The organism is Candidatus Sarcina troglodytae (assembly GCF_015708635.1).
Classification (GTDB): domain Bacteria; phylum Bacillota; class Clostridia; order Clostridiales; family Clostridiaceae; genus Sarcina; species Sarcina ventriculi.
The window spans coordinates 461,195-484,394 of record NZ_CP051754.1; the positions used below are offsets into that span (position 1 = coordinate 461,195).

At 27.0% G+C, this 23,200-nt stretch carries 19 protein-coding genes; 17 read left to right on the forward strand and 2 right to left on the reverse strand.

The annotated features are described in order from the left end of the window. Positions 1-181: 181 nt before the first annotated feature. From HH195_RS02035 to HH195_RS02100, 14 genes are all read left to right on the forward strand, one after another. Positions 182-799 carry a BsaA family SipW-dependent biofilm matrix protein gene (locus HH195_RS02035; RefSeq protein ID WP_196371393.1) on the forward strand — a complete coding sequence of 206 codons (618 nt, stop codon included), beginning with the start codon at positions 182-184 and terminating at the stop codon, positions 797-799. A gap of 42 nt (positions 800-841) precedes the next feature. Then, a complete protein-coding gene (locus tag HH195_RS02040; RefSeq protein ID WP_196371394.1) occupies positions 842-1,408 on the forward strand; it encodes a signal peptidase I in 567 nt (188 codons plus the stop codon). 65 nt (positions 1,409-1,473) lie between these two features. Then, the gene (locus HH195_RS02045; protein ID WP_196371395.1) at positions 1,474-2,271 is read left to right on the forward strand and encodes a BsaA family SipW-dependent biofilm matrix protein; all 798 of its coding nucleotides are present in this window, start codon (positions 1,474-1,476) and stop codon (positions 2,269-2,271) included. A 58-nt stretch (positions 2,272-2,329) separates the two neighbouring features. After that, positions 2,330-3,121 (forward strand): LPXTG cell wall anchor domain-containing protein, encoded by a 792-nt coding sequence (locus HH195_RS02050; RefSeq protein ID WP_196371396.1) that lies wholly within the window; start codon positions 2,330-2,332, stop codon positions 3,119-3,121. A gap of 12 nt (positions 3,122-3,133) precedes the next feature. Beyond that, entirely contained in the window at positions 3,134-5,632 is a 2,499-nt protein-coding gene (locus tag HH195_RS02055) for a vWA domain-containing protein (RefSeq protein ID WP_196371397.1), read from the forward strand. A gap of 167 nt (positions 5,633-5,799) precedes the next feature. Beyond that, positions 5,800-6,816, forward strand: coding sequence for a UDP-glucose 4-epimerase GalE (galE, locus tag HH195_RS02060; RefSeq protein ID WP_196371398.1), 1,017 nt, complete (start codon positions 5,800-5,802; stop codon positions 6,814-6,816). Positions 6,817-6,925: 109 nt separating this feature from the next. After that, positions 6,926-7,795 carry a UTP--glucose-1-phosphate uridylyltransferase GalU gene (galU, locus tag HH195_RS02065; RefSeq protein ID WP_055258221.1) on the forward strand — a complete coding sequence of 290 codons (870 nt, stop codon included), beginning with the start codon at positions 6,926-6,928 and terminating at the stop codon, positions 7,793-7,795. Positions 7,796-8,159: 364 nt separating this feature from the next. Then, entirely contained in the window at positions 8,160-10,568 is a 2,409-nt protein-coding gene (locus tag HH195_RS02070) for a fibro-slime domain-containing protein (protein ID WP_196371399.1), read from the forward strand. A gap of 10 nt (positions 10,569-10,578) precedes the next feature. Next, positions 10,579-11,250 carry a BsaA family SipW-dependent biofilm matrix protein gene (locus HH195_RS02075; protein ID WP_196371400.1) on the forward strand — a complete coding sequence of 224 codons (672 nt, stop codon included), beginning with the start codon at positions 10,579-10,581 and terminating at the stop codon, positions 11,248-11,250. 31 nt (positions 11,251-11,281) lie between these two features. Next, entirely contained in the window at positions 11,282-11,815 is a 534-nt protein-coding gene (locus HH195_RS02080; protein ID WP_196371401.1) for a signal peptidase I, read from the forward strand. A gap of 55 nt (positions 11,816-11,870) precedes the next feature. Beyond that, the gene (locus HH195_RS02085; RefSeq protein WP_196371402.1) at positions 11,871-12,596 is read left to right on the forward strand and encodes a BsaA family SipW-dependent biofilm matrix protein; all 726 of its coding nucleotides are present in this window, start codon (positions 11,871-11,873) and stop codon (positions 12,594-12,596) included. A 102-nt stretch (positions 12,597-12,698) separates the two neighbouring features. Beyond that, on the forward strand, positions 12,699-13,451 hold the full coding sequence (locus tag HH195_RS02090) for a BsaA family SipW-dependent biofilm matrix protein (protein ID WP_196371403.1): 753 nt from the start codon (positions 12,699-12,701) through the stop codon (positions 13,449-13,451). A gap of 76 nt (positions 13,452-13,527) precedes the next feature. Beyond that, complete coding sequence (locus tag HH195_RS02095; RefSeq protein ID WP_196371404.1) at positions 13,528-14,193, forward strand: hypothetical protein; 666 nt, start codon at positions 13,528-13,530, stop codon at positions 14,191-14,193. An 88-nt stretch (positions 14,194-14,281) separates the two neighbouring features. Then, the gene (locus HH195_RS02100) at positions 14,282-14,878 is read left to right on the forward strand and encodes a VanZ family protein (RefSeq protein WP_196371405.1); all 597 of its coding nucleotides are present in this window, start codon (positions 14,282-14,284) and stop codon (positions 14,876-14,878) included. Positions 14,879-15,081: 203 nt separating this feature from the next. Here the strand turns inward: HH195_RS02100 and hcp are convergent, their stop codons facing one another. Further along, complete coding sequence (hcp, locus tag HH195_RS02105; RefSeq protein WP_243278555.1) at positions 15,082-16,719, reverse strand: hydroxylamine reductase; 1,638 nt, start codon at positions 16,717-16,719, stop codon at positions 15,082-15,084. Positions 16,720-17,113: 394 nt separating this feature from the next. Here hcp and HH195_RS02110 point away from each other — a divergent pair, with 394 nt between their 5' ends. Next, positions 17,114-18,223, forward strand: coding sequence for a glycosyltransferase family protein (locus HH195_RS02110; RefSeq protein WP_196371407.1), 1,110 nt, complete (start codon positions 17,114-17,116; stop codon positions 18,221-18,223). A 191-nt stretch (positions 18,224-18,414) separates the two neighbouring features. Further along, positions 18,415-20,319 carry a hypothetical protein gene (locus tag HH195_RS02115; RefSeq protein ID WP_196371408.1) on the forward strand — a complete coding sequence of 635 codons (1,905 nt, stop codon included), beginning with the start codon at positions 18,415-18,417 and terminating at the stop codon, positions 20,317-20,319. A 71-nt stretch (positions 20,320-20,390) separates the two neighbouring features. Here the strand turns inward: HH195_RS02115 and HH195_RS02120 are convergent, their stop codons facing one another. Further along, positions 20,391-21,722, reverse strand: coding sequence for an FAD-dependent oxidoreductase (locus tag HH195_RS02120; RefSeq protein WP_058992811.1), 1,332 nt, complete (start codon positions 21,720-21,722; stop codon positions 20,391-20,393). A gap of 560 nt (positions 21,723-22,282) precedes the next feature. On the opposite strand from HH195_RS02120, the gene galU (HH195_RS02125) reads away from it, so the two are divergent. Then, on the forward strand, positions 22,283-23,158 hold the full coding sequence (galU, locus tag HH195_RS02125) for a UTP--glucose-1-phosphate uridylyltransferase GalU (protein WP_055258239.1): 876 nt from the start codon (positions 22,283-22,285) through the stop codon (positions 23,156-23,158). Positions 23,159-23,200 lie beyond the last annotated feature (42 nt).

Here is a 23,200-nt window from a genome sequence, read left to right on the forward strand (position 1 = left end):
TTATATGTGGATTTTATGATTTATTATGTTTTGTTGTGAGTTGTATTGTGTTTTTAGGTAATAAATAGTTTGAAATGAAGATAATTAAAAAAATAACTTAGTAGAATCATTTATATTTGAATTAAAGAAAAGAGTAGTACATATAAATTAATAAAATAATGTATAGGGAAAAGGAGCAAGTATGACAAAAAAGAATATCAAGTTAAGTATAATATTGACTGCTATGTTAGTTAGTATTGTAGGGATTGTTGTTGGAACTAATGCGTATTTTTCGTCTAAGGATGAGGTCACAAATGCCTTTGTATCTGGGGATGTTGATATAGAGGTAGATGAAGAATTTGACCCTCCAGAAAATTGGAAGGGGGAAAGTTATGATAAAAAGGTGAAGGTTAAAAATAACGGTAATGTAAATACACTTATAAGAGTTGCAATAGTTCCAAGATGGGTAGATGAAAATGGAAAGGCATGGGCAGGAGATACCAATATTATAAAGTTGAACTGGGCTAGTGCAAATATAGCAGATGCAAGTACATCTGAATCAAACAAATGGATAGATGGTGGAGACGGATATTATTATTATAATACTTTAGTTCCTAAAGATGGAAGTACTGAAATTTTATTAGAGAGTGTAAGTGCCGATATACCAAAGGAATTACAAGATAGATATACTGGAAAAAAATTAATAGTAGATGTAAAAGCAGAAGCTGTACAAGCAACAAAGGAAGCTTATGAAAAAACATGGTCTAATATTAGTAATAATAGTATAAAAACAATGTTAAATAATTTATGTAATAAATAATGAAATATTTAAAGTAATTTTAAATTATGTTGAGGGAGAAAAATGACTAAAAATAAAGTTTGGAAGTTATTAGGCAATATCATATTTTATGTAGTTCTAATAACGTTAATTGCTATTTCAGGATTTTCGTTAAATTCTGTAAGAAAGGGTGTACAGCCTAGCTTTTTTGGATATAAATTTTTTACAGTATTAACGGGAAGTATGAGTCCTACTATAAATATTAATGATTTGGTGATAGTCAAAGAAGTAAAGCCAGAGGAGATAGAGGTTAATGATATTATAACATTTGGTAGTACAAATTCTGATAATATAACGACGCATAGGGTAAAGGAGATAATTAATGAAAACAATGCTATAAAATATGTTACCCAAGGGGATGCGAATAACGTAGAAGATCCATCACCAGTACAATCAGATGTTTTAATAGGGAAAGTTGTAAAATTTGTGCCTAAAGTTGGGGCTGTCATGGCTTGGATGAAAAATAATTTAACAAAAATAATAGTGTTTGTAATGGCTTTAATGGCGTTATTTGTTATAGGGGCAGGACTTAGAAAAAGATTAAAATCTATAGATGAGGAAGAAAAAAATAAAAATTTCAATAAAGTATAGTTATATAAAAATGTGTTTTGACATAGTCTTAGGATATAAATTAAAAATTAATTAGGGGGACCAAAATGAATAAGAAAAAATTAAGTGCTTTGTTGTTGGCAGGAACATTAACAGCAGGAGTCGTTGGAGGAACATTTGCGTGGTTTACATCTCAAGATACTGTAACAAACAAATTTGCTACTGGAGGAACTAATGATGATGATTCAAATGCAGGAATTGATATATGGGAAAAATTCGAAGAACCAACAAATGTTGTTCCAGGAACAACAACTGACAAGTTAGTACAAGTTAAAAATACAAGTACCTATGATCAGTTTATAAGAGTTAAAATAACACCTAAATGGGAAGATGGAAAATTAAATAAAAAAGAAGAGACAGGAGAAAGAGAATTAGATTATTTAAAATTAAATTTTGTTAAATCTAATTTAGGAGATAGACAAGGACAATGGTTTAAAGACGGTGATTATTACTACTATATAGGAAAAGTTTCTGGAGGTACCTTTACTAATACTTTATTAGAAAGTGTTACATTATCAACAGAAGCAGGAAATAAATATAAAAATCAAAAGTATCAAGTAGAAGTTAAAGCTGATTCTATTCAAGCAGATAATGGTGCATATAAAGAGTGGGAAAATGTAAGTGATAAAGTTAAAAAAGCATTAGCTGAGTGTGTAAAACTAGATGCTATAGGAAATGAGAATAATGCTGGTACTGCAGCAACACCAGTTAAAGCGAATGGAGGAAATACGGAAGGAGGAAATACGGAAGGAGGAAATACAGAAGGAGGAAATACGGAAGGAGGAAATACGGAAGGAGGAAATACGGAAAATGGAGCAGGTGGAGGAAGTGGAATAAATCAATAAAATGTAATAAATTGATTAAATTGGTCAATAAAACAGAAATCAAGTAAGGAGTGAGAACATGAAGGGTTTTATAAAAACAGTTTTAATAACCCTTTCACTTCTTTTAATAATTAGCATAAAGGGGGAGGCAAGTACGTTGACTCCCCCTAATGTTCAATTATTAGGAAATGCGGATGGATTGGTTCATATATCAAATACTGAGGATATGTTTCTTTATAGATACAACATGTTACCGGGGGATAGTGTTGAAAGAACTTTAGAAATAAAGAATCAGTATGAGGATAGTTATGAGCTTTTTTTAAGGGCAGAAAGAGTAAGTGAAAAGGAAGAATATGATTTATTAGATAAGCTAGATTTAAAGATAACTTTTGATGACAAGGTTATATATGTAGGTCCAACTAGTGGTGAATATAAGATAACGGATAATATAAGCTTAGGAACGTTTAAACCGGGGGAAGAAGCAACATTATTTGCTAAGGTGGAATTGGATGGACCAAGCACTGGAAATGAGTATAAAAATAAATTTGCTCAAGTCAATTGGATTTTTACAGCAGTAAGAAAAGATTCTAATGATAATACTTCAACAGATAAGCCAAGCAATAAGCCAAGTAGCAATAAGCATACAACGAATGGGGGAAGTTCAACAGGTAGTGGAACTACAACTAATAGAGGAAATTCAATAAGCAACAGTACTTCAACTAATAGTGCAGTTTCAAATGCACAAAAATCATCTACTAGTTTACCATATACAGGACAAATAAATTTCTTAAAATATATTGCTTTAATTGGTGTAGTTTTGATTGTAATTGGTGTGATTATAAATAAAAAATCAAAATCATATAAGGAGTGAGTTTAATTTGAAATGAAGAATAAAAATAAAAAGATAGCATCATTAACAGTAATAATGACTTTAGTTATAACAATGGTAGTAGGGTTAATAAATCCAGTATCTATTGTAAAGGCTGAGGACACTAAATCTGTAAGGATAAAAGATGTATTAAATAATGATGAAATTGTATCAGATGATGGAAAACTTATTTTAAGTAAGACTGGAGAAAAGATTTCAGATGATGAATTAAAAGTAAGCTTAAAAATAAAAGGAAATAATGAGGAAAACATAAATATTTATAATGCTAGTATAAAATATACATTAAATAGCGGTTTTGAAGTAGTTGAAAATAGCATTAATGTGGTAGGAATTGATGAGGATAAGAAAGAAAGTGTAAAAGTAACTACTGAAGGAGAAAAAACAAATATTGAATTTGGAGATATTGATACAAAGGAAGTTGAAGTTTCATTTTTAGTAAAAGTAAAAGATGGGGTAAAGGCTGAAGAAAATATAGAGGTTACATTAGAAACAAAGCTTGTTTATACTCTTTTAGAAAATAAAGAAGATAATCAAGAAAATACAGAAATTGATTTTCCAAAACTATATGTAAGCTTAGAAAGTATTGTAGCAGAAAAAGAAGCAACAGAGGAGAATGTAGAAAATGAAATTATAGAAGATATAACAAAGGAAGATGAAAAAACAGAAGAAAATGAAAAAGAAGCTAAAGAAAATATAGAAAATGAAGTTGCAGATGATACAGTACAAGAAGATGCTATTGATGATACGAATAGTGAAGATACTATTAATGGTGCTGAAGAAAATATTGATAATGATATAGCTGAAGATGAGGTTGTTGTAGCTAATGGAAGCATAATAGAAAATGAAAACAACGAAAATAATGAAAATAATTCTACAACAACTTCAAGTGGATTAACTATAAATAAAACAGCTGAATTAGTGGACAATGAAACAGTTGAAATAACGCTAAAGGCTGAAGGAGAGCCAACTAAAACAGATGTTAAGGCTGATATTGTTATGGTTATAGATAAATCAAAGAGTATGGAAGATAAAATTGTTGGTGTTAATGAAGCAGCGAAAAATTTTGCTGAGAATATATTATCAAATACTAAAGGTTCAGATGTAAAGATAGCGATAGTTACTTATAATTCTTCAGCAAAAAGCTCTAAATTCTTTGATAATATTACAGATATAAAAAAAAATTATATAAATAGTGATACAGAGATGAAGATAGGAACCAATACACAGGCTGGAATTGAGATGGCAGGTAAAATATTAGGAGATACTAACTATGGGGCTAGAAAAGGTGCTAAAAAATATGTAGTATTTTTTACAGATGGATTTCCGACAATGTCTAATTCTAGTGTCAATATTTTTATTAGCGATAAGCATATAGACGCTGCAAAAAAAGAATATAATAAATATTTTACAAGTTGGAATCAAACATCTAGTAGTGTTACTTATCCAGATGCTAAATTTTATAGTGTAGGTGTTTTTACAAAAGCTAGTGCTAATGAAAAGAAACGAGCTATTGATTTCTTAAAAACAATACAAAATGTTATAGACCCCGATAAATTCGGAGAAAAATATTATACTCAAGATTTAAGTAATGATAATATAAATAGTATATTTACTGATATCAGTAAGGATATTAAAGATAATATTAATAATACAGTAGCCACTAGTGTATTTATTGAAGATAGTGTAACTGATTATTTTAATATTGTAGAAAATAGTTGGACGTTTACTGATTTGAAAGGAAATCCTATAAATATACAACCGAAAGTTGATGTTGATAAAAATAATATAAAATTTGAAATAGGAAATATAGAAGTAGAAGAGGGAGAAAGTAAAGCTGGAGTAATAGTTAAATTTAAGGTAAAAGTAAAAGATACTTATTTTGGTGGAAAAAATATACCAACAAATAGTTCAGCTAAGATAACTTATAATAATGGACAGGAGCAAGTATTTAATATTCCAAAGGTTAATATTCCTTTAAAACAGGGAACAATAACAATAAAAAAAGAAATAGTTGAAAAAGGAATTTTAGGTCGATTGAATAAAGTTTCTGATGATGAAGTTAACAAAGATGATAAATTTTCAATATCGGTAGTTGGAAATGAAAAATATACTGTTAATTTAACCGAAAATAGTGAGGAAACATTAAAGTTTTATTTGAAAGATAAAGATACAGATATATCTAAAAATGATGATACTAGTCTTGGTTATCTTACAGTAGGACAGTACAAAATAGAGGAATTGCTTCCTATGAATTATGAGCAAGTAGGTGTTTATGTAGAAAGTGGAGGCAAGATAGTTAAATTGGAAGATTGGGAAAATTATAATAGAGAAACAAAAACATTTACGATTGATAAAGACAATAATGATATAACAATTATAGTTAGAAATACTTTAGTGAATAAAGGTTATTGGTTTGATAAAGCTGATGTGGAAAATCAATTTAGATACTATAATCCAAAAACTCAACAAAAACCAGATACATCTATTTATTAATTTATATATATTTTAGTTTTTTAAATCCTCTGTATAAAAGCAGAGGATTTTTTATGATTAAAGTAATATTATTAAAATTTTATTAAATAACAATAAATTGTTGAATATAGAAAATAAATGTTATAAAGTTTTATTAAGGGAATTAATAAATTGATGGGGGTAGATTTATGAATGTTTTAGTTACAGGAGGTATGGGATATATAGGAAGCCATACTGTAGTTGAGCTTTTAAATGCAGGAGATAATGTTATAGTGGTGGATAACTTAGTTAATAGTAAAATAGAAGTTAAGGAAAAAATTGAAACTATAACAGGCAAAACTTTTAAATTTTATGGAGAAGATTTAATAAATTTAAATGAGGTTTATAGAATTTTTAGAGAAAATAAGATAGATTCAGTTATTCATTTTGCTGCTCTTAAAGCTGTTGGTGAATCAGTTTCTAAACCTTTAGAATACTATGAAAATAATTTAATAAGTACATTAAATGTTTTAAGAGCTATGAAGCAGTATAATGTTAAGAATTTTGTGTTTAGTTCATCTGCAACTGTTTATGGTGAGGCTAAAACTATGCCTATATTAGAAGATTTTGAACTTTCAGCTACAAATCCTTATGGAAGGAGTAAGCTTATTATAGAAGATATTTTAAGAGATTTATATAATGCTGATAAGAATTTTAATATAGCAATTTTGAGGTATTTTAACCCAGTAGGGGCTCATGAAAGTGGTTTGATTGGAGAAAATCCAAATGGTATTCCTAATAATTTGATGCCATACATTACACAAGTTGCAATAGGTAAGCTTTCAAAACTTAATGTTTTTGGAAATGATTATAATACAAAGGACGGTACAGGTGTTAGAGATTATATTCATGTAGTTGATTTAGCTAAAGGTCATTTAAAAGCATTAGAAAAATTAAAAAAGGATTCAGGAATTTTTACTTATAATTTAGGTACGGGAAAGGGGTATAGCGTTTTAGAAGTTATAGAAGCTTTTGAAAAGGAAAGTGGAAGAAAAGTGCCTTATGAAATAGTTAAAAGGAGAGCAGGAGATATTGGAGTTTGTTATGCAGATCCAACTAAAGCAAATAAAGAACTTAATTGGATGGCAACAAAAAATATTAATGATATGTGTAGGGATTCTTGGAGATGGCAAGAATCTAATTTAAAAGAAGTTGTTTTGGTTTAAGGTAAAAGGATAATGTTATATAAGTATGGTTTTATTATGTAAAAATAGATTGTATAATAAATAATAGAATATATTAAAACATAATATTATATTTTAGGAGAGTAGTAGTATGGATAAAAAGATAAGAAAAGCAATTATACCAGCAGCAGGTCTTGGAACTAGATTTTTACCTGCAACAAAGGCTCAACCAAAAGAGATGCTTCCAATAGTTGATAAGCCAACTCTTCAATATATTATAGAAGAGGCAATAGAATCTGGAATTGAGGAAATACTTATAATAACAGGAAGAAATAAAAAAAGTATAGAAGACCATTTTGATAGGTCAGTTGAACTTGAACTTGAACTTGAACATAAAGGAAAAGTAGAAATGTTAGAAATGGTTAAAAGCATTTCTAATATGGTAGATATTCATTTTATAAGACAAAAGGAACCAAAAGGATTAGGTCATGCAATTTATTGTGCAAAAAGCTTTGTTGGAAACGAACCTTTTGCAGTTATGCTTGGAGATGACATAGTTTATAATGAGGGAAAACCTTGTTTAAGACAACTTATGGACTGTTATGATGAATACAAAACAAGTGTTTTAGGAGTTCAAACTGTTCCAGATGGAGATGTTGATAAATATGGAATAGTTGATGGATTAAAAATAGAAGGAAATGTTACGAAGGTTAAAGGATTGGTTGAAAAACCATCAGTTGATGAAGCACCAAGTAATATGGCTATATTAGGTAGATACATAATAACACCTAGTATATTTGAAATATTAGAAAGAACAAAGCCAGGAAAAGGTGGAGAAATTCAGCTTACAGATGCTCTTTTAGAACTTATGAGTGAGGAAGCTATTTATGCTTATAATTTTGAAGGTAGAAGATACGATGTTGGGGATAAATTAGGTTTCTTAGAAGCAACAGTTGAATACGCACTTAGAAAGCCAGAACTTAAAGATGCGTTTATAGAATATTTAAAAAGCATATTATAATAGTGTAAATTATAATTAAAGCTATATTTTAGTTAATTAAGCTAGGATATAGCTTTTTTGTATTGTAATAAAAGTAATGTTAATAAAATTTATTATAATATTAAAAATAATCGTTTTCATATTAGAATTTAAAATCTAAACTAATATTATTAGATGTATTTATAGAATAAATTATTGTTAAAATTATTTTATTGTAAAAAATTCTTAATTTTTTTAAAACATATTTACATAATAGTAAAAAATATGTAAAATTATTATTGGAAATAAGATATAGGTTCTAAAAATTAAAAACATTAAATAGAATAATGTCTAAAAAATAATTTAGAAAAATTTTATTTTTTAAAATATAATTAAGGGGGATGAAATGAAAAGGCTACGGATGTTCACAATAATTTCATTATTAATAACAAATATTATATATATTATATCAACTTTAGGAGTTCAAATTGTACAAGCTACTCAAGAGGATGATTTAAGTGTGTGGAGTGTATCAGATGAATCGAATGTAATAGAATTTCCAGTGACTATAAGAGATTTTAGAATGGATTATGTATTGTTTGAAGGAGATTCAAATAAAATTCCGTGGTTGGGGGCAGGAATGGTAGCAGAGAACTTAGATAATAATAAAAAACCTATATTCACTCAAAATTCGATAAAGCAAGTAGCTGAAAGTTTAAATGAAAATTTAAAAGAAATATATGAAAAAAATAAAAATAAGAAAAATCAATATTATACAAATGTATTTGGGAGAATATTAAAAAATGAACAAGGAAATGAAAGAGAAAAAAATGAAAGATTGGGTACATATGAAGTAGCGAAAGCATTATATGATAGCAATCAATTAAGTATATCTAGTATTAATACTTGTTACGAATATGTTTATTATATAATGAACAGTTGGTTTAAAGATGTTAATGGTTCTGAAGATTTGAATATCCAAGATAATGATACAAGATTTTTAGAATTGAAAAAACAAAGTGAGGGAAAATATGCTTTTGATAGTGGTAAAAACGGGTTTTTCCCTCTAGATAATAAAGGATTTTCAAATGAAGAATTTGGAAAAACTCATAATTTTCATTTTACTTTAGAATCGCATAGTAGTTTTTCTTTTAATGGGGAAGATGAACTAACTTTTAATTTTAGTGGTGATGATGATGTATGGGTTTATTTAGATGGTAAACTTGTTATTGATTTAGGAGGAGTACATGCTAAACAAGGTGCTAGTTTTACAATAAAAAAAGATGAAAGTGATAAAGGGTACGGGATAGTTTCTTATAGGTTAGGAAATAAAAGTAAAAATTTTAAAATTGAGATAAATAAATTATATAATTTTGACTTTTTTTATATGGAAAGGCATACAACTGAGTCTAATTTGAAAATAGAAACAAATATGAAATTTATCCCTAAAATGTCAGTAAGTAAAAATGCTTATTTGGTAAATGATAATAACGAAAAGATAAGATTGACAAATGATAAGTTTGCATATCCAGGTGAAACTATTTATTATGAATTTTTATTAGAAAATAATGGAAATGTATCTCTTACGGATATTGAATTTGTTGATGAAATGCTTGGCATAAAAATAAATAAAGATGGTGTTTATAAAGACGATAATAAAATTCAAGATTCTGATTTAGAAATTATTAAGAAAAATAAAGATAATGTAATTGGAAGTGGACTAAGTGCTTTAGAATCTTTAGATGTAGATGAAATTATAGTTGTACAGAGCAAAGAATTGTTGAAATATTTAGTAAGCGATAGTGATGCGACAAATGGTGTAGTAGAGAATACAGTTATTTCAAGTGCAACTCATAAAGAAAGTGAAACAAGTCTTAGAAATGATGGACAGGCAAGTGTTAAAGTGCAGATTAAAGATATGCCAATTACACCAGATGAAAGTGATAATAAAATCAATATAAATATAACTAAAGATATTGAAAAAGTAACTAGGGAAGAAGAAATTATATTTAAAAAACAAAATGGAGAAAGATTTACAGGTGATTTGTATTCGGGGGATAAAGTGGAGTTTTTATTTGAGATAACAAATAATACTATTACTCCTAATGGAACCGCGGTAGCAGTTGAAAATCTTAGTTTAAAAGATGAACTTACAAATTACAAGATAAATAATGATGATTGGGAGTTTTATTTAATAAATGATGATGGACAAGAGGAAAAAATAAATGCGGATAATTTTTGTATAGATAAAGGAAAAACTATGAAGATTAGAGCAAAAGGGTGGACGGTTCCTAGTAAATTGAAGTGTGACAGTAATGGTGAGTTGATTAAAGATGAAACTAACACAGTTACTTTATTTAAAAATGTTGGAGATAATTTTAAAAAAATTAGTGATGCTTCTGTGGAAATGAAGTTAGCTCCATTATCATTAAAAGTTAAAAAAGTTGTAGAGAATGCTGTTTTAAACGATACTGCGTTTACTTTGAAGTTGATAGGAAAAAATGAAAATGGTGAGATAAAAGAACAAATTAATGTAGAGGCTATACCTGATAAAGAATATGAATTTACTAATTTAACTTATGGTCTAACTTATGAATTATTTGAAGTAGTTCCAATGAATTATGAATTGGTTAGTAATTGTTTTAAAGATGAATTGTCTAGTACAAAAAGCTTAAAAACTATAAAGATGACCACATTAACCAATAATTATATCGGAGTTATTACAAATAGATTTAAAAATAGTAATTTGTTTTATGATAGTAGCAATAAGAAAAATACAATAAAGTATGATGCAACAGTAAGTATAACTAATTAGGAGGAAAGTTATGAAAAAGAGAATATTTATATCATTAGTTGCAATAGCTTTCCTTCTAGTTGGAATAAGGGTGGGGACAACATCAGCTTATTTTATATCAGAGGATAAGGTTACAAATAATTTTCAAAATGGGGATATAGATATTGAGGTTGAAGAACCAGACTTCAAACCTCCTAGCGAGGGATGGTCTGGGCAGAAAATAAATAAAAAAGTTCAAGTGAAAAATGAATCTATCATACCCGTTCTTGTAAGAGTTAATATAACACCTAGTTGGTCAATTGATAAAGAAGGAAATTCACCTTTTTCAATGGGAAATGTTAGTGAAGATGTTGTAAAGCTCAATTTAAAAAAAGGAAATTTAATTACAAGTATTAATGGAAATATTTCAGGAAAGTGGATTAAAGGAAATGATGGGTATTATTATTATACATCAATTTTAAATGCTGGAGAGACTACAAATGAACTTTTAGAATCTGTGCAAGCTGCAGTTGATGAAAGTACAGTAGGAGAAAATTTTGTAGGTTTATATAAAGATAAATATTTGCAGGTAGACGTTAAATCAGAGGCTATTCAAGTATCAGAAGAGGCTTGTAAAAAACTTTGGAATATAGATATTAATGATAAAGATACTGTTACTGACGAAAACATACGCCAATTATTAGATAAAATTATAAAGGGATAGAAAGAAAGTTAGAGGTGAAAGTGCTTAGATTATGAAAAAACTTATAAACATGTTGGCTAACATAATGTTTTATACTGTGCTTATTTTTCTTTTATTGATTACTTTGATTATGGGAAGAGCGAGTAAAACAGGGCAAGCACCTTCTTTTTTAGGGTATAAAGTTTACAATGTTTTAACAGGTAGTATGAGTCCTACTATAAAAGTAGGTGGTTTGATAATTGTAAAAGAGGTATCACCTCAAAATATTCAAGAAGGTGATGTAATAACTTTTAGAAGTTCAAGTACAGATAATGTAACAACTCACAGAGTGATAGATATAGAAAATGCTAATGGGATAAAGTTTGTAACAAAGGGAGATGCAAATAATGTGCAGGATTCAAATCCTGTAGATTCGAGTTTTTTAGTAGGTAAGGTAGTTAAATTTATACCCTATCTGGGAGCAGTAGCTATGTTTATACAAAAAAATATGCTTTTGATGATAGGTGGATTAATTATAATATTCATTATTTTTATGCTAATAACAAAGGTGCAAACTAAAAATAAAAAATTAAAGATAGTTGATTAGTGTATTTGATATATAAAAAAATAAATAATATTTATAAATTTAGGGGGAAATTAAAATGAATAAAAAGAAAGTGTCAGCATTATTAATAGCAGGAATATTATCGATAGGGGCAATAGGTGGAACTCTTGCATGGTTTACATCACAAGATAGTGTAACTAATGCATTTCAAACAGGAAGTACTAATAATCCAGGAAATACAGATGGTGGTATAGAAATTAAGGAAGATTTTGAAAAAAGTGATGCTGAAAATATGACTCCAGGAGATAAAGTAAAAAAGGAAGTAAGTGTTACTAATACTGCAAGTTATAATCAATTAATAAGGGCTAAAATAGAGAAGGTATGGAAAAATTCTGAAGGTAATGTAGTTACTCACTATATAATAAGTGAAGGAAAGGCTCAAGATAAACAAGGGAATGATGTTACAACTCAAACTATACGATATTTAAATTTAACTGAAGAAGAAGCATCTAGTACTGATGGAGCTCAATCATTAGATAAAAATTTAATAATATTAAATCTTGATAAGGATAAATGGATAAATAATAGTGATACTGAATTAGGGGCTGATGTAGGATATTACTATTATAATAGTGTAGTTAAACCAAACCAATCTACATCTCAATTATTAAAATCAGTTACATTATCAGGTGAAGCAGATAATATATATAAAAATTTAAAGTTTGATGTAATAGTTACAGCAGAAAGTGTACAAGCATCTAATGGAGCTGTAAGTGCAACTTGGGAAACTGCACCAGAAGCAATAAAAAATTTAGGTGAATAGTAAATGTAATTAAAAAGCTATGTTTTAATTTTAAAACATAGCTTAAGGTTATAAGAAAAATAAATAGATTTTTTAATATTTAAAAGGGTAAGGGGATTTAGAATGAGTAAAAAGAAAATAGTATCTCTTTTTATAGGTGGAATTTTAGCTATTGGGTTAATTGGTGGTAGCTTTGCGTGGTTTACATCAAAAGATAGTATAACTAATGCTTTTGAAACTGTGAATTCTGGTGAAGCAAATAATATAGAAAGTGGAGTAAAAATCGAAGAAAATTTTGATAGAGAAGGTGCTAAGAACATGATTCCTGGTGCTACAAAGAAAAAAGAAGTTAAAATAAAAAATACAGCGAATTACAATCAATTTATAAGAGTGAAAATAGATAAAGTATGGAAATATAAAGGTGAGATAGTTACGCATTATATTGAAAAAATAGAGAAACAAGAAGATGAACAGGGAAATGATAAAGAAGTTAAAAAATATGAGTATCTAACAAAGGAACAAGCTTCAAGTAATAAAAAAGCAATTCCTTTAGATGAATCTTTGATAGTTTTAAATTTTAATAAAGATAATCTTAATAATATAAATAATATGAAAGATAAATGGACGAATGTTAAAAATTTAGGTGAAGATAATGGATGGTTTTACTATATTGCTAGAGTTGTACCTAATGGTGAAACAAATCTTCTTTTAGATTCGGTTACTTTATCACTAGATGCAAGTATTATATATAAAAGTTTAGCTTTTGATGTAGTAGTGACAGCGGAAAGTGTACAAGATGCCAATAGTGCTTTGGATGATGTTTGGGGTGATATACCATCTCTTGTAAAAAATGCTATGATAAAGTATCAAATATAAAATAATAACAGTAAGTTTAATTTTGGAATATAAAATTTTATATGTATTTTGATGTATAAATTTAAAGGGGAATTTTATGAAGGGATATTTAAAAGTTTTAATAATATCATGTTGTTTTCTATGCTTTAGAGGAGTAGATGTTTTAGGTGTTAATAATAGTATTATAAAAATAGACATGAATAATAATATGAATATAAATGAAGAAAAAGTATTTTTAGAAAATTTGAATATGAATCCTGGAGATGAGATAGAAAATACTCTTATTATAGAGAATAATTATGATTTTGCTTATAGTCTTTATATGAGTGCAAAAAGAATAACTAATGAAGAAGAATATGATTTGCTTAAAGTTATTGATTTGGAAGTCAGTTTTGGGGATGAAGTTATTTATAAAGGCCCAATTATAAATGAGAAGAGTGAAGAAAAAATTCTTTTAGGTGTATTTGATCCTAATAGTAGTAAAACGTTTAAAGCAGTGGCAACATTAAGGGATGGTATAGGAGATGAATATAAAGATAAATATGCAAGGGTTGATTGGTTATTTATAGCAGAGGGGGATGATGGCAATAGTATAACTAGTAGCAATCAAATAAATTTAGGTAATAATATAAAAAATAATAATAAAACAAATTTACCACGTACAGGGGAAATAATTAGGGGGATTTATTTTGCAGTAGGTTTTATTGCAATTGGAATTCTTTTACTAAGTTCTAAAAATGATAAAAAGAAATTTAAGAATTAGTTCAATTATAATTTAATACATAATTTATATTTAAAAACTATTAAGGTATAATTTTTATAAAAATAAACTGAATTAAAAGGTAAAAAATATGAAAAAGATAATTGTGTTTTTATGTGTGATTTGGATTGGATTTATATTTTATAATTCAAGTCAAGTAGGTATTGAGTCAAGCAATACTACTGACTCTTTTATAAGCAATGTAAAGAGCGTAATGAAGGGGGAGGAAATTGATAGTATAAGTTATGGTGTTGATAAAGATAGTGTAAAGTTGAGTTTAAAAAGCATATTACAAACGCTTAAGGATAATATAAATGATTGGAAAAATAAGACAAGAAGTGATAAAATTTATTATATTTTTAGAAAGTGTGCACACGGATTTGAGTTTTTTATATTAGCTTTTATTGTGTCTTTAATCTTTGTTAAGACTAATGTTACAAGAAGAGAAGCAATAATTTATACTCTATTTACAGTTCTTCTTTGTGCAGTTTTTGATGAATACTTTCAAATGTATATACAAGGAAGAAGTTCTAGTGTAGGAGATGTTTTAATTGATTTTACAGGAGGCATAATTTCAGTTATTGTTTTTAATATTATTAGAAATTTTGTTGAAAGTTTAAGTTTGTTAATTAAAAGAAGCAGAAATAAGAAAAAAACTATTAAAAAAGCTAAGCTTAATAAAGTGTAAAATCAGAAATTAATAGATAAGGTATTAAAGTTTTAATATAAATTAAGTAAAACAAATTCTAAGCATAAAAAGGCTGTATTTTAGAGTGAATTTACTCTAAAATACAGCCTTAAAATTTTATATTAATGAGGGTTGTTTTGGGAATTTTATTTAATCTAATTAATTTTACATCCTTTTATGTTTAGTTGATTTTAATGAATAGATTATGCTTCTAAGAACATCTTCATATCATCATCAACGTTAGTTATTTCACCTATTCCAAAGTTGTCTACTAATACTTTAACAACATTTGGTGAAAGGAAAGCTGGAAGTGTTGGTCCTAAGTGAATATTTTTAACTCCTAAGTGTAATAATGATAATAATACTATTACAGCTTTTTGTTCATACCATGCTATATTGTAGTGTATTGGTAAATCATTTAAGCTTTCAAGACCGAATACTTCAGCAAGTTTTTGAGCTATTAAAACTAATGAATATGAGTCATTACATTGTCCAGCATCTAAAACTCTTGGGATTCCGTTTATATCACCTAAGTTTAATTTGTTATATTTATATTTAGCACATCCTGCTGTTAATATAACTGCATCTTTTGGTAATTTTTCAGCAAATTCAGTGTAGTAGTTTCTTGATTTAGCTCTACCATCACATCCTCCCATAACGAAGAAGTGTTTTATTGCTCCAGTTTTTACAGCGTTAACTATTTTGTTTGATAATTGCATTACTTGGTTATGAGCAAATCCACCTATGATTTCTCCTTTTTCGATTTCTGTTGGAGAAGCACATTTTTTAGCATGTTCTATTATTTCTGAAAAATCTTTTGTTCCATCTAATTTATTGTTTATATGTTTTAATCCCTTAAATCCTACAGTACCAGTTGTATAAACTCTGTCTTTGTAGCTATCTTTAGGTGGTACTAAGCAGTTTGTAGTCATAAGTATTGGACCATTAAAGCTTTCAAATTCAGTAGTTTGTTTCCACCAAGCATTTCCATAGTTTCCTACAAAGTGATCATATTTCTTAAATGCTGGATAGTAGTTAGCTGGAAGCATTTCACCGTGAGTATAAACATCTACTCCAGTTCCTTCTGTTTGTTTTAATAATTCTTCCATATCTTTTAAGTCATGTCCACTTATTAAGATAGCAGGATTGTTTCTAACACCTATATTTACTTTAGTTATTTCAGGGTGACCATATGTTTCAGTATTAGCCTTATCAAGTAAAGCCATTCCGTCAACTCCATATTTACCCATTTCAACAGTTAAAGCAACTAAAGCATAAATATCTAATGAATCATCTAATGTTTTAGCTAAAGCACTTTGCATGAATGCATCTACATCATCATTGTAGTATCCTAAAACTCTAGCATGTTTAAGGTAAGCTGAAAGACCTTTAGCTCCATATATTATAAGTTCTCTTAAACTTCTTATATCTTCATTTTCAGTAGCTAATACTCCAACAGTTCTAGCTTTTTCTTGCATTTCTTCAACGCTATCACCAGACCATAATGCAGCTTCTGGAAGATTTTCTAAGTTTCCTTTTAAAGCTTCAATTTCTTTCTTTAAGTATTCTCTTAATGCAAGACCAGTTCTTACTCTTGCTACAAATACTTCATCATTAAAGTTAGCATTTGTTATAGTTGTGAATAATGATTCAGCAACGAACTTATTAACTTCTCTATTGTTTATTCCAACTTCTCTACCTCTTACAGCAACAGCAGATAATCCTTTAACAACGTATATTAAAAGGTCTTGAAGTCTAGCAACATCAGCAGGTTTTCCACAAACACCTTTTACAGTACAACCAGAACATCCAGCTGTTTCTTGACATTGATAACAGAACATTTCAGGGGCTTTCTTTTCAGGAACTTCTACAACTATTTCTTTTTCTTTTTCTTTTCTTGCTTTTTCTTCATTACGTTTTTTAAAAAATAACTCCATTTTAATTACTCCTTTATATGTATATTTATTGGTATATAATTAATTTTTCAAATTTCAATTTAAATAATATGTTTTTTATGTTTTAATGTGTAGCTCCTTGCTACAGTTAGTAGTATACATAAATTTAAATTCAAAGTATGTAACTCATGTTACGTGTATTATTTTATATTTATAATTTTTTTATTATTAAGTTTTTTAATAATTAATGAGAAATATAATTTTAAATATTAGAATTAATAATTGAGGTTAAACATAAGATTTATTAAATAACTAATATTTATTAGGTGGAGTTGATTTTATGAATCCTATTAGAATTTTAAATATTTTACCTAAAAATAATTGCAAAAAAGCTCAGGTTTTTATTATGAATATGTATAGAAATATAGATAGAAAAAATGTTCAATTTGATTTTTTGTTTCAAGGAGAATATGAAGGAATTTTTAATGAAGAGATAGAGTCTTTAGGTGGAAATATATTTAAGATACAATGTTTAAAAGAAATAGGAGCATATAAATACAGAAAACTTGCTAGAGATTTTTTTAAAACTCATAAATATGATATAGTTCATTGTTATCTAGATGATTTTTCAGGAGTAATATTGTCAGAGACTAAAAAGGCTGGTGTGGCAATTAGAATTGCACATATGTATAACAATATTCCTAAGTTTAATAGAAATGGATATTTTAGATTTTCTATCAATAGAAATTCAAATTACAAGTTTGCTTATTCAAAAGAGGAGGGAAATTTATTTTTTGGAGAATTTGAGAAATTCACTCTTTTAAAAAATGTTATTGATTTAGATGAGTTTTCTTATAATGGAGAAACTCAAAAAAACATTAAAAAGCTTTTAAAATTAAATAATGAAAAAGTTATTGGATTTATAAATAAATCTAACAAGGAAGAAAAGAATAAAAAAATGCTGTCACTTTTTAAAGAAATAAAAAATTATCATAAAAACTCAAAGCTTATTTTGATTGCTAATGATATTTGTAAAGAAAAGATAAATAATGAGATAAAAAAATTAAATTTAGATGGTAATAATATAGTTTTATTAGAAGAGAGCAAGTTTTTGAAGCAAGATATTATACAAGTTTTTGATGTAATGGTATTTCTAGACCAAGATGAAATAGAAAATTTTATAATAAAGGCTCAAGAAAATGATTTGCCTTGCATAGTTTTAGGAAACATGGATGATGGTTTGGATTTAAATTTAGACTTGGTATATAGATTTAATTATAATGAAAATGAACAAATTATAGCTAAAAATATATTAGAAAAATCTTTATTAAGAAATAGTGTAAATCAAGATTATATAAAATATAAAATGAATAAACAAGGTTATGACTTAAAAAGGGAGGCTAAAATTTTAGAAAATTTTTACTTGAGAGAGCATAAAAATATTGATTAATATAAATTATAAATTGTGTAAATTAAAAAATTTAAACATTAAATTATTGCTTAAATACTCTTTTATAAAAGTGTATATTTTTAACTATTTTTATGGAAAAAATAACCAATATATATTATAATTTATTGTATTATATAGGCTAAATTTTTATTTGGTTTATAAAGAAAATTTAATATTTAAGGAGAATTTTTATGATGAAAAGGGGGAAATTAGGGAGCGAGAGAGGTAACAAAAGAAAAAGTGTAAAAAAGAATTTATTAAATAGTTTTAATAATATGGTTAAGAAGAACAGTAGAAAAAGAGTTATAGTAAGTGGCGTTATAGTATCGGTTTTGAGTTTTTCGTGTGTATGGTATTTTCAAAGTAAAAGTGCTTTAGCATCAAATAGAGAAATATATAAATCTTTAGAAATTACTAATAAAGCAGAAGAGGTAAAGACTGTTACTGCCTATGATAAACTTATTAACGGAAAAGATATTAATGTACTTATTTTAGGTGATGAAAATTATTTAGGTGATGTTATTTTAAAAGAAGATATAACATCATTTATAGAAAACACTTATAATTCAAAGGTTAAATTAACAAATTTGTCAGAAGATGATGCTACTATTTATGAGCAATTAAATAAATATATAAATATAAAAAATAGAGAGTTTGATTTAGTTTTTTTATGTTTTGAAAATAATGATGAGAAAGAAATTAGTGAAATTAATTTTAGTGGAATATATGAAAGTATTTTAAGAGATTTAAAATATAACAACACTTCGGTGGATATTATACCAATTGTAAAACATGAAACTTTGATTAGTGATGCTTGTTATCAAAGTATAAATGGGTTAGCAACGTATTATGGTTTGGATTTGGCTAAGGTAAACGAAGATGTAATAAAAAATAATATAGAAGGAGAGGGGATAGAGGATTTTAGGGAAAGTTATTGCAAAAGTTTAACTAATATTATAGAGAATAATGTGAATAATAAAAAAGAAATAAGTACCCAATATAAAGATGCTTACTATGGGGTAACCACTCTTTTTGAACCTTATAAGGTAACTCTTAAAGGAGAAAAAAAGAAGGGATTTTCAGTTTCTCAAAATAAGGTTAAAAGTAGTACTAAAAATGATTATATAAGGTATAAAGTTGATGGAAACATTATAGGTTTAGGGTACGAAACTAGCAAAAATGGTGGAATAATTGAGATTTATGTAAATAGGATTTTATATAGAAGAATAGATACTAAATCAGATAATGAAGACTTAAAATATATATTAATATCTAGTAATTTAAGTGGAGTAAATGAGGTAAAGGTTGTAAATAATGATGGAGGAGATGTAACGTTACTTGGAGTTATAACAAGTGGAAATAATACAGATTCTAAGGAGGTAGAGGGGTTAAACAATATTTTAGCTAGAAATACAGGCAGTTATAATGGGCAAATAAAAGATGATTCACTATATGAAAATGCTAAAAAAGAAACAAATGAAGAAAACAAGGAAAAACAAAAAATAGAAACTCCGATTAAAAAGAGTGAAAATAAGAATTCATCATCTCAAAATGCTTCTAGCAAAGTGAAAAAAAATGAATCAAAAAACAATCATATACCTGAAGTTAATAATGAGTCAATTATTGAAAATAAGCAAGGTAATACTGAAAATAGTAATGATGTTCTTAATAATAAAGAAAATAAAAATCAGCAAAATGGAGGTAATATTTTAGAAAATAATATTTATAATAACAATAATAATTTAGGAGATGGTATCACAGAAAATAATAATCAAAATATATGGGGAAGTGGTAATAACGAAATAAATAGTAATGAAAATAATGAAATAAATATGGGAGGGAATAATTCGAATAATAATCTAAATAATTCTGTAAACAATATAGATAATGGAGGGGATGCTTTAAATAATAACAATAATAATTCACAAAATAGTAGCAACGCTATAAATAATATAGGTGGAGGAAGTAGTAATGAAAATAGTAATGGAGGGGGAGATATAGGGGAACAGACATCACAAAATAAAATTAATAACGCTCAGAATACTGAAAGTGTAAATTCGGTAGAAAGTTCAACAGATAATATTTTAAGTGAATAAATATTTATTAATTGTAAATAAAAACACTCTCAATTTTTTTTGAGAGTGTTTTTAACTTTAAAATTTTTATATTATAGAGCTTTTAAAGCTACTGCGTTTAATAAACTCCATGGTTTGTTATAGTGAGGTTGGAAGAAGAAGTCTGTAACAGCTAAATCTTCTAAAGTCATTTTGTTTTGTATTACTACAGATAGAGTATTCATGAATTGAGTTAAATCTATCTTAGATACTATTTGACCACCTATTATTACTCTAGTATCTTTATCATATACTAATTTTATAGTAGCAGGTTCAAAAGTTGGCATAAATTCTGGTCTATAATTGTCTGTTAATATTACAGAACCTACGTTGAATTTAGTTGTTTTCTTAGCAACTTCTTCAGTTAAACCAGTTGATGCAATGTTTTGTTCGTATATTTTTATTCCTGAAGTACCTTGAGTTCCTAAATATTTAAGAGTTGGTTCAACTATATTTTTAGCAACTAAAGTACCCATTCTTACAGCGTTTGTAGCTAGAGGAATATATCTTTCATCTCCAGCTGGATTGTATTTAACAACACAACAGTCTCCAGCAGCGAAAACATCTTTTTTGCTTGTTCTCATATATTCATCAATTATTATAGCTCCATTTGGAAGAGTTTCTAATTTATCTTTAATAAGTTTTGTATTTGGAGCAAATCCTATACAAAGAACAACTAAATCTCCATCATAGCTTCCATTTTCAGTAACAACTTTAGTAACTTTTCCGTTAGCACCTTCAAATTTTTGAACTTTTTCTCCTAAAACAAGGTTAACTCCACGACTTGAGAATTCTTTTTCTGCAATATCAGTAAAATCTTTATCTAAATATTTGCTCATTATTCTGTCTTCAGCATCTATTAAAGTAACTTTCTTTCCTAAGTCTTCAAATGCTTCAACAAGTTCAACTCCGATATAACCAGCTCCAATTATAACAACATTTTTAGCATTTGAGCTTTTAGCTATTATAGTTTTAGCGTGATCATAGTTTTTACATAATTCTATGTTTTCTAAATTTCCACCTTCGAATCTTGGAACGATTGGCCATGAACCTAAAGTAAGAACTAATTTATCGTAGTTATCTTCAAATTCTTTTCCAGAAGTTAAATCTTTAACTTTAACTTTTTTATTGTCAAAGTCTATATCAGTAACTTCATGTTTCATTTTAGTGTTAACTCCTATTTTAGCTAATCCCTCTGGTGAGTTATAGAATAATTTTTCAGGTTCAGTAACAACTTTATTTACGCTTAAAGCTATACCACATGATAAGAATGATATATTATCATTTTTTTCATAAACTGTTACATCACTATTTGGGTGAATTTCCTTTAAATTTACTATGGCAGCTGTACCTGCATGTGTACATCCAACAACTATTACTTTCATTTTAAAATCCTCCTAAAAATACGTTTATATATGTAAATTATCTTTTTAAATTTATTATTTAATAATTATTATCTTGTAATAAATACTATCATATTTTTTTTGCTTTGTAAATATAATTTTCATTTTTTTTAGAAATGTCTGAAAATTGAAAATTAGACAAAACAAATAAAAAAACTTTATAATATTACAAATTAAATAATAATATTTATTATTTAATCGTTACTATATCATTCTTATATATATATGTAAAGAGGAAATATAATCTAGTTTATGCTTAAATCTTAAAATTAATCTTTACTAAAAAATATTTTCAATTATTTATATATTAAGATAAGACGAAAAATTTTTATAAAATTTTATCATCTTAAAAATAAAACTATTAATTAAAAAATTTTTTTTATAAATATTTACATTTTAATAATATAAATTATGAATAAGATTATACAGATAAAAAATTTCCTATTGTAATTTTTATAATAAGTAGTATAATTGTTTGATATAAGGTAAGATAAAAAGTTGTTCATATAATTTAATTTGCAAAAAAAGAGAGGTAATAATAAATGGAAAAAAGAATAAGAAAAGCGATAATACCAGCAGCAGGTCTTGGAACTAGATTTTTGCCTGCTACGAAAGCGCAACCAAAAGAAATGCTTCCAATTGTTGATAAACCAACATTACAATATATAATAGAAGAAGCTATAGCTTCAGGAATAGAAGAAATACTTATAATAACAGGAAGAAATAAAAAAAGTATAGAAGACCATTTTGATAGATCAGTTGAATTAGAACTTGAACTTGAAAAGAAGGGGAAAAATGCTATGTTAGAAATGGTAAGAGACATATCTAATATGGCTGATATATATTTTATAAGACAAAAAGAACCTAAAGGATTAGGACATGCTATAAGCTGTGCAAAAAGTTTTGTTGGGGATGAACCATTCGCAATATTACTTGGAGATGATATAGTTTATAATGATGAAAAACCATGTTTAAAACAACTTATTGACTGTTATTCAGAATATAGAACAAGCGTACTTGGTGTTCAAACAGTAGCGAAAGAAGATGTAGATAAATATGGAATAGTTGATGGCGTTCACATAGAAGATAGAGTATATAAAGTTAGAGATTTAGTTGAAAAACCATCAGTAGAAGATGCACCTACTAATATAGCTATATTAGGTAGATACATAGTAACACCAAAAATATTTGAAATATTAGAAAATACAAAACCTGGTAAAGGTGGAGAAATACAATTAACTGATGCACTTTTAGAACTTATAAATAATGAAGCTATGTATGCTTATAACTTCGAAGGTAGAAGATATGATGTTGGAGATAAATTAGGTTTCTTAGAAGCAACAGTTGAATATGCACTTAGAAAACCAGAACTTAAAGATGGATTTACAAAATACTTAAACACTGTATTACAAAAATAGTAATATTTTATTTGTCATTTAAATACTTTAAATTACGTGTAA

Coding starts and splice junctions, on each gene's coding strand:
- HH195_RS02035 (WP_196371393.1), top strand. CDS start 182: ATGACAAAAAAGAATATCAAGTTAAGTATAATATTGACTGCTATGTTA.
- HH195_RS02040 (WP_196371394.1), top strand. CDS start 842: ATGACTAAAAATAAAGTTTGGAAGTTATTAGGCAATATCATATTTTAT.
- HH195_RS02045 (WP_196371395.1), top strand. CDS start 1,474: ATGAATAAGAAAAAATTAAGTGCTTTGTTGTTGGCAGGAACATTAACA.
- HH195_RS02050 (WP_196371396.1), top strand. CDS start 2,330: ATGAAGGGTTTTATAAAAACAGTTTTAATAACCCTTTCACTTCTTTTA.
- HH195_RS02055 (WP_196371397.1), top strand. CDS start 3,134: ATGAAGAATAAAAATAAAAAGATAGCATCATTAACAGTAATAATGACT.
- galE (WP_196371398.1), top strand. CDS start 5,800: ATGAATGTTTTAGTTACAGGAGGTATGGGATATATAGGAAGCCATACT.
- galU (WP_055258221.1), top strand. CDS start 6,926: ATGGATAAAAAGATAAGAAAAGCAATTATACCAGCAGCAGGTCTTGGA.
- HH195_RS02070 (WP_196371399.1), top strand. CDS start 8,160: ATGAAAAGGCTACGGATGTTCACAATAATTTCATTATTAATAACAAAT.
- HH195_RS02075 (WP_196371400.1), top strand. CDS start 10,579: ATGAAAAAGAGAATATTTATATCATTAGTTGCAATAGCTTTCCTTCTA.
- HH195_RS02080 (WP_196371401.1), top strand. CDS start 11,282: ATGAAAAAACTTATAAACATGTTGGCTAACATAATGTTTTATACTGTG.
- HH195_RS02085 (WP_196371402.1), top strand. CDS start 11,871: ATGAATAAAAAGAAAGTGTCAGCATTATTAATAGCAGGAATATTATCG.
- HH195_RS02090 (WP_196371403.1), top strand. CDS start 12,699: ATGAGTAAAAAGAAAATAGTATCTCTTTTTATAGGTGGAATTTTAGCT.
- HH195_RS02095 (WP_196371404.1), top strand. CDS start 13,528: ATGAAGGGATATTTAAAAGTTTTAATAATATCATGTTGTTTTCTATGC.
- HH195_RS02100 (WP_196371405.1), top strand. CDS start 14,282: ATGAAAAAGATAATTGTGTTTTTATGTGTGATTTGGATTGGATTTATA.
- hcp (WP_243278555.1), bottom strand. CDS start 16,719: ATGTTCTGTTATCAATGTCAAGAAACAGCTGGATGTTCTGGTTGTACT.
- HH195_RS02110 (WP_196371407.1), top strand. CDS start 17,114: ATGAATCCTATTAGAATTTTAAATATTTTACCTAAAAATAATTGCAAA.
- HH195_RS02115 (WP_196371408.1), top strand. CDS start 18,415: ATGATGAAAAGGGGGAAATTAGGGAGCGAGAGAGGTAACAAAAGAAAA.
- HH195_RS02120 (WP_058992811.1), bottom strand. CDS start 21,722: ATGAAAGTAATAGTTGTTGGATGTACACATGCAGGTACAGCTGCCATA.
- galU (WP_055258239.1), top strand. CDS start 22,283: ATGGAAAAAAGAATAAGAAAAGCGATAATACCAGCAGCAGGTCTTGGA.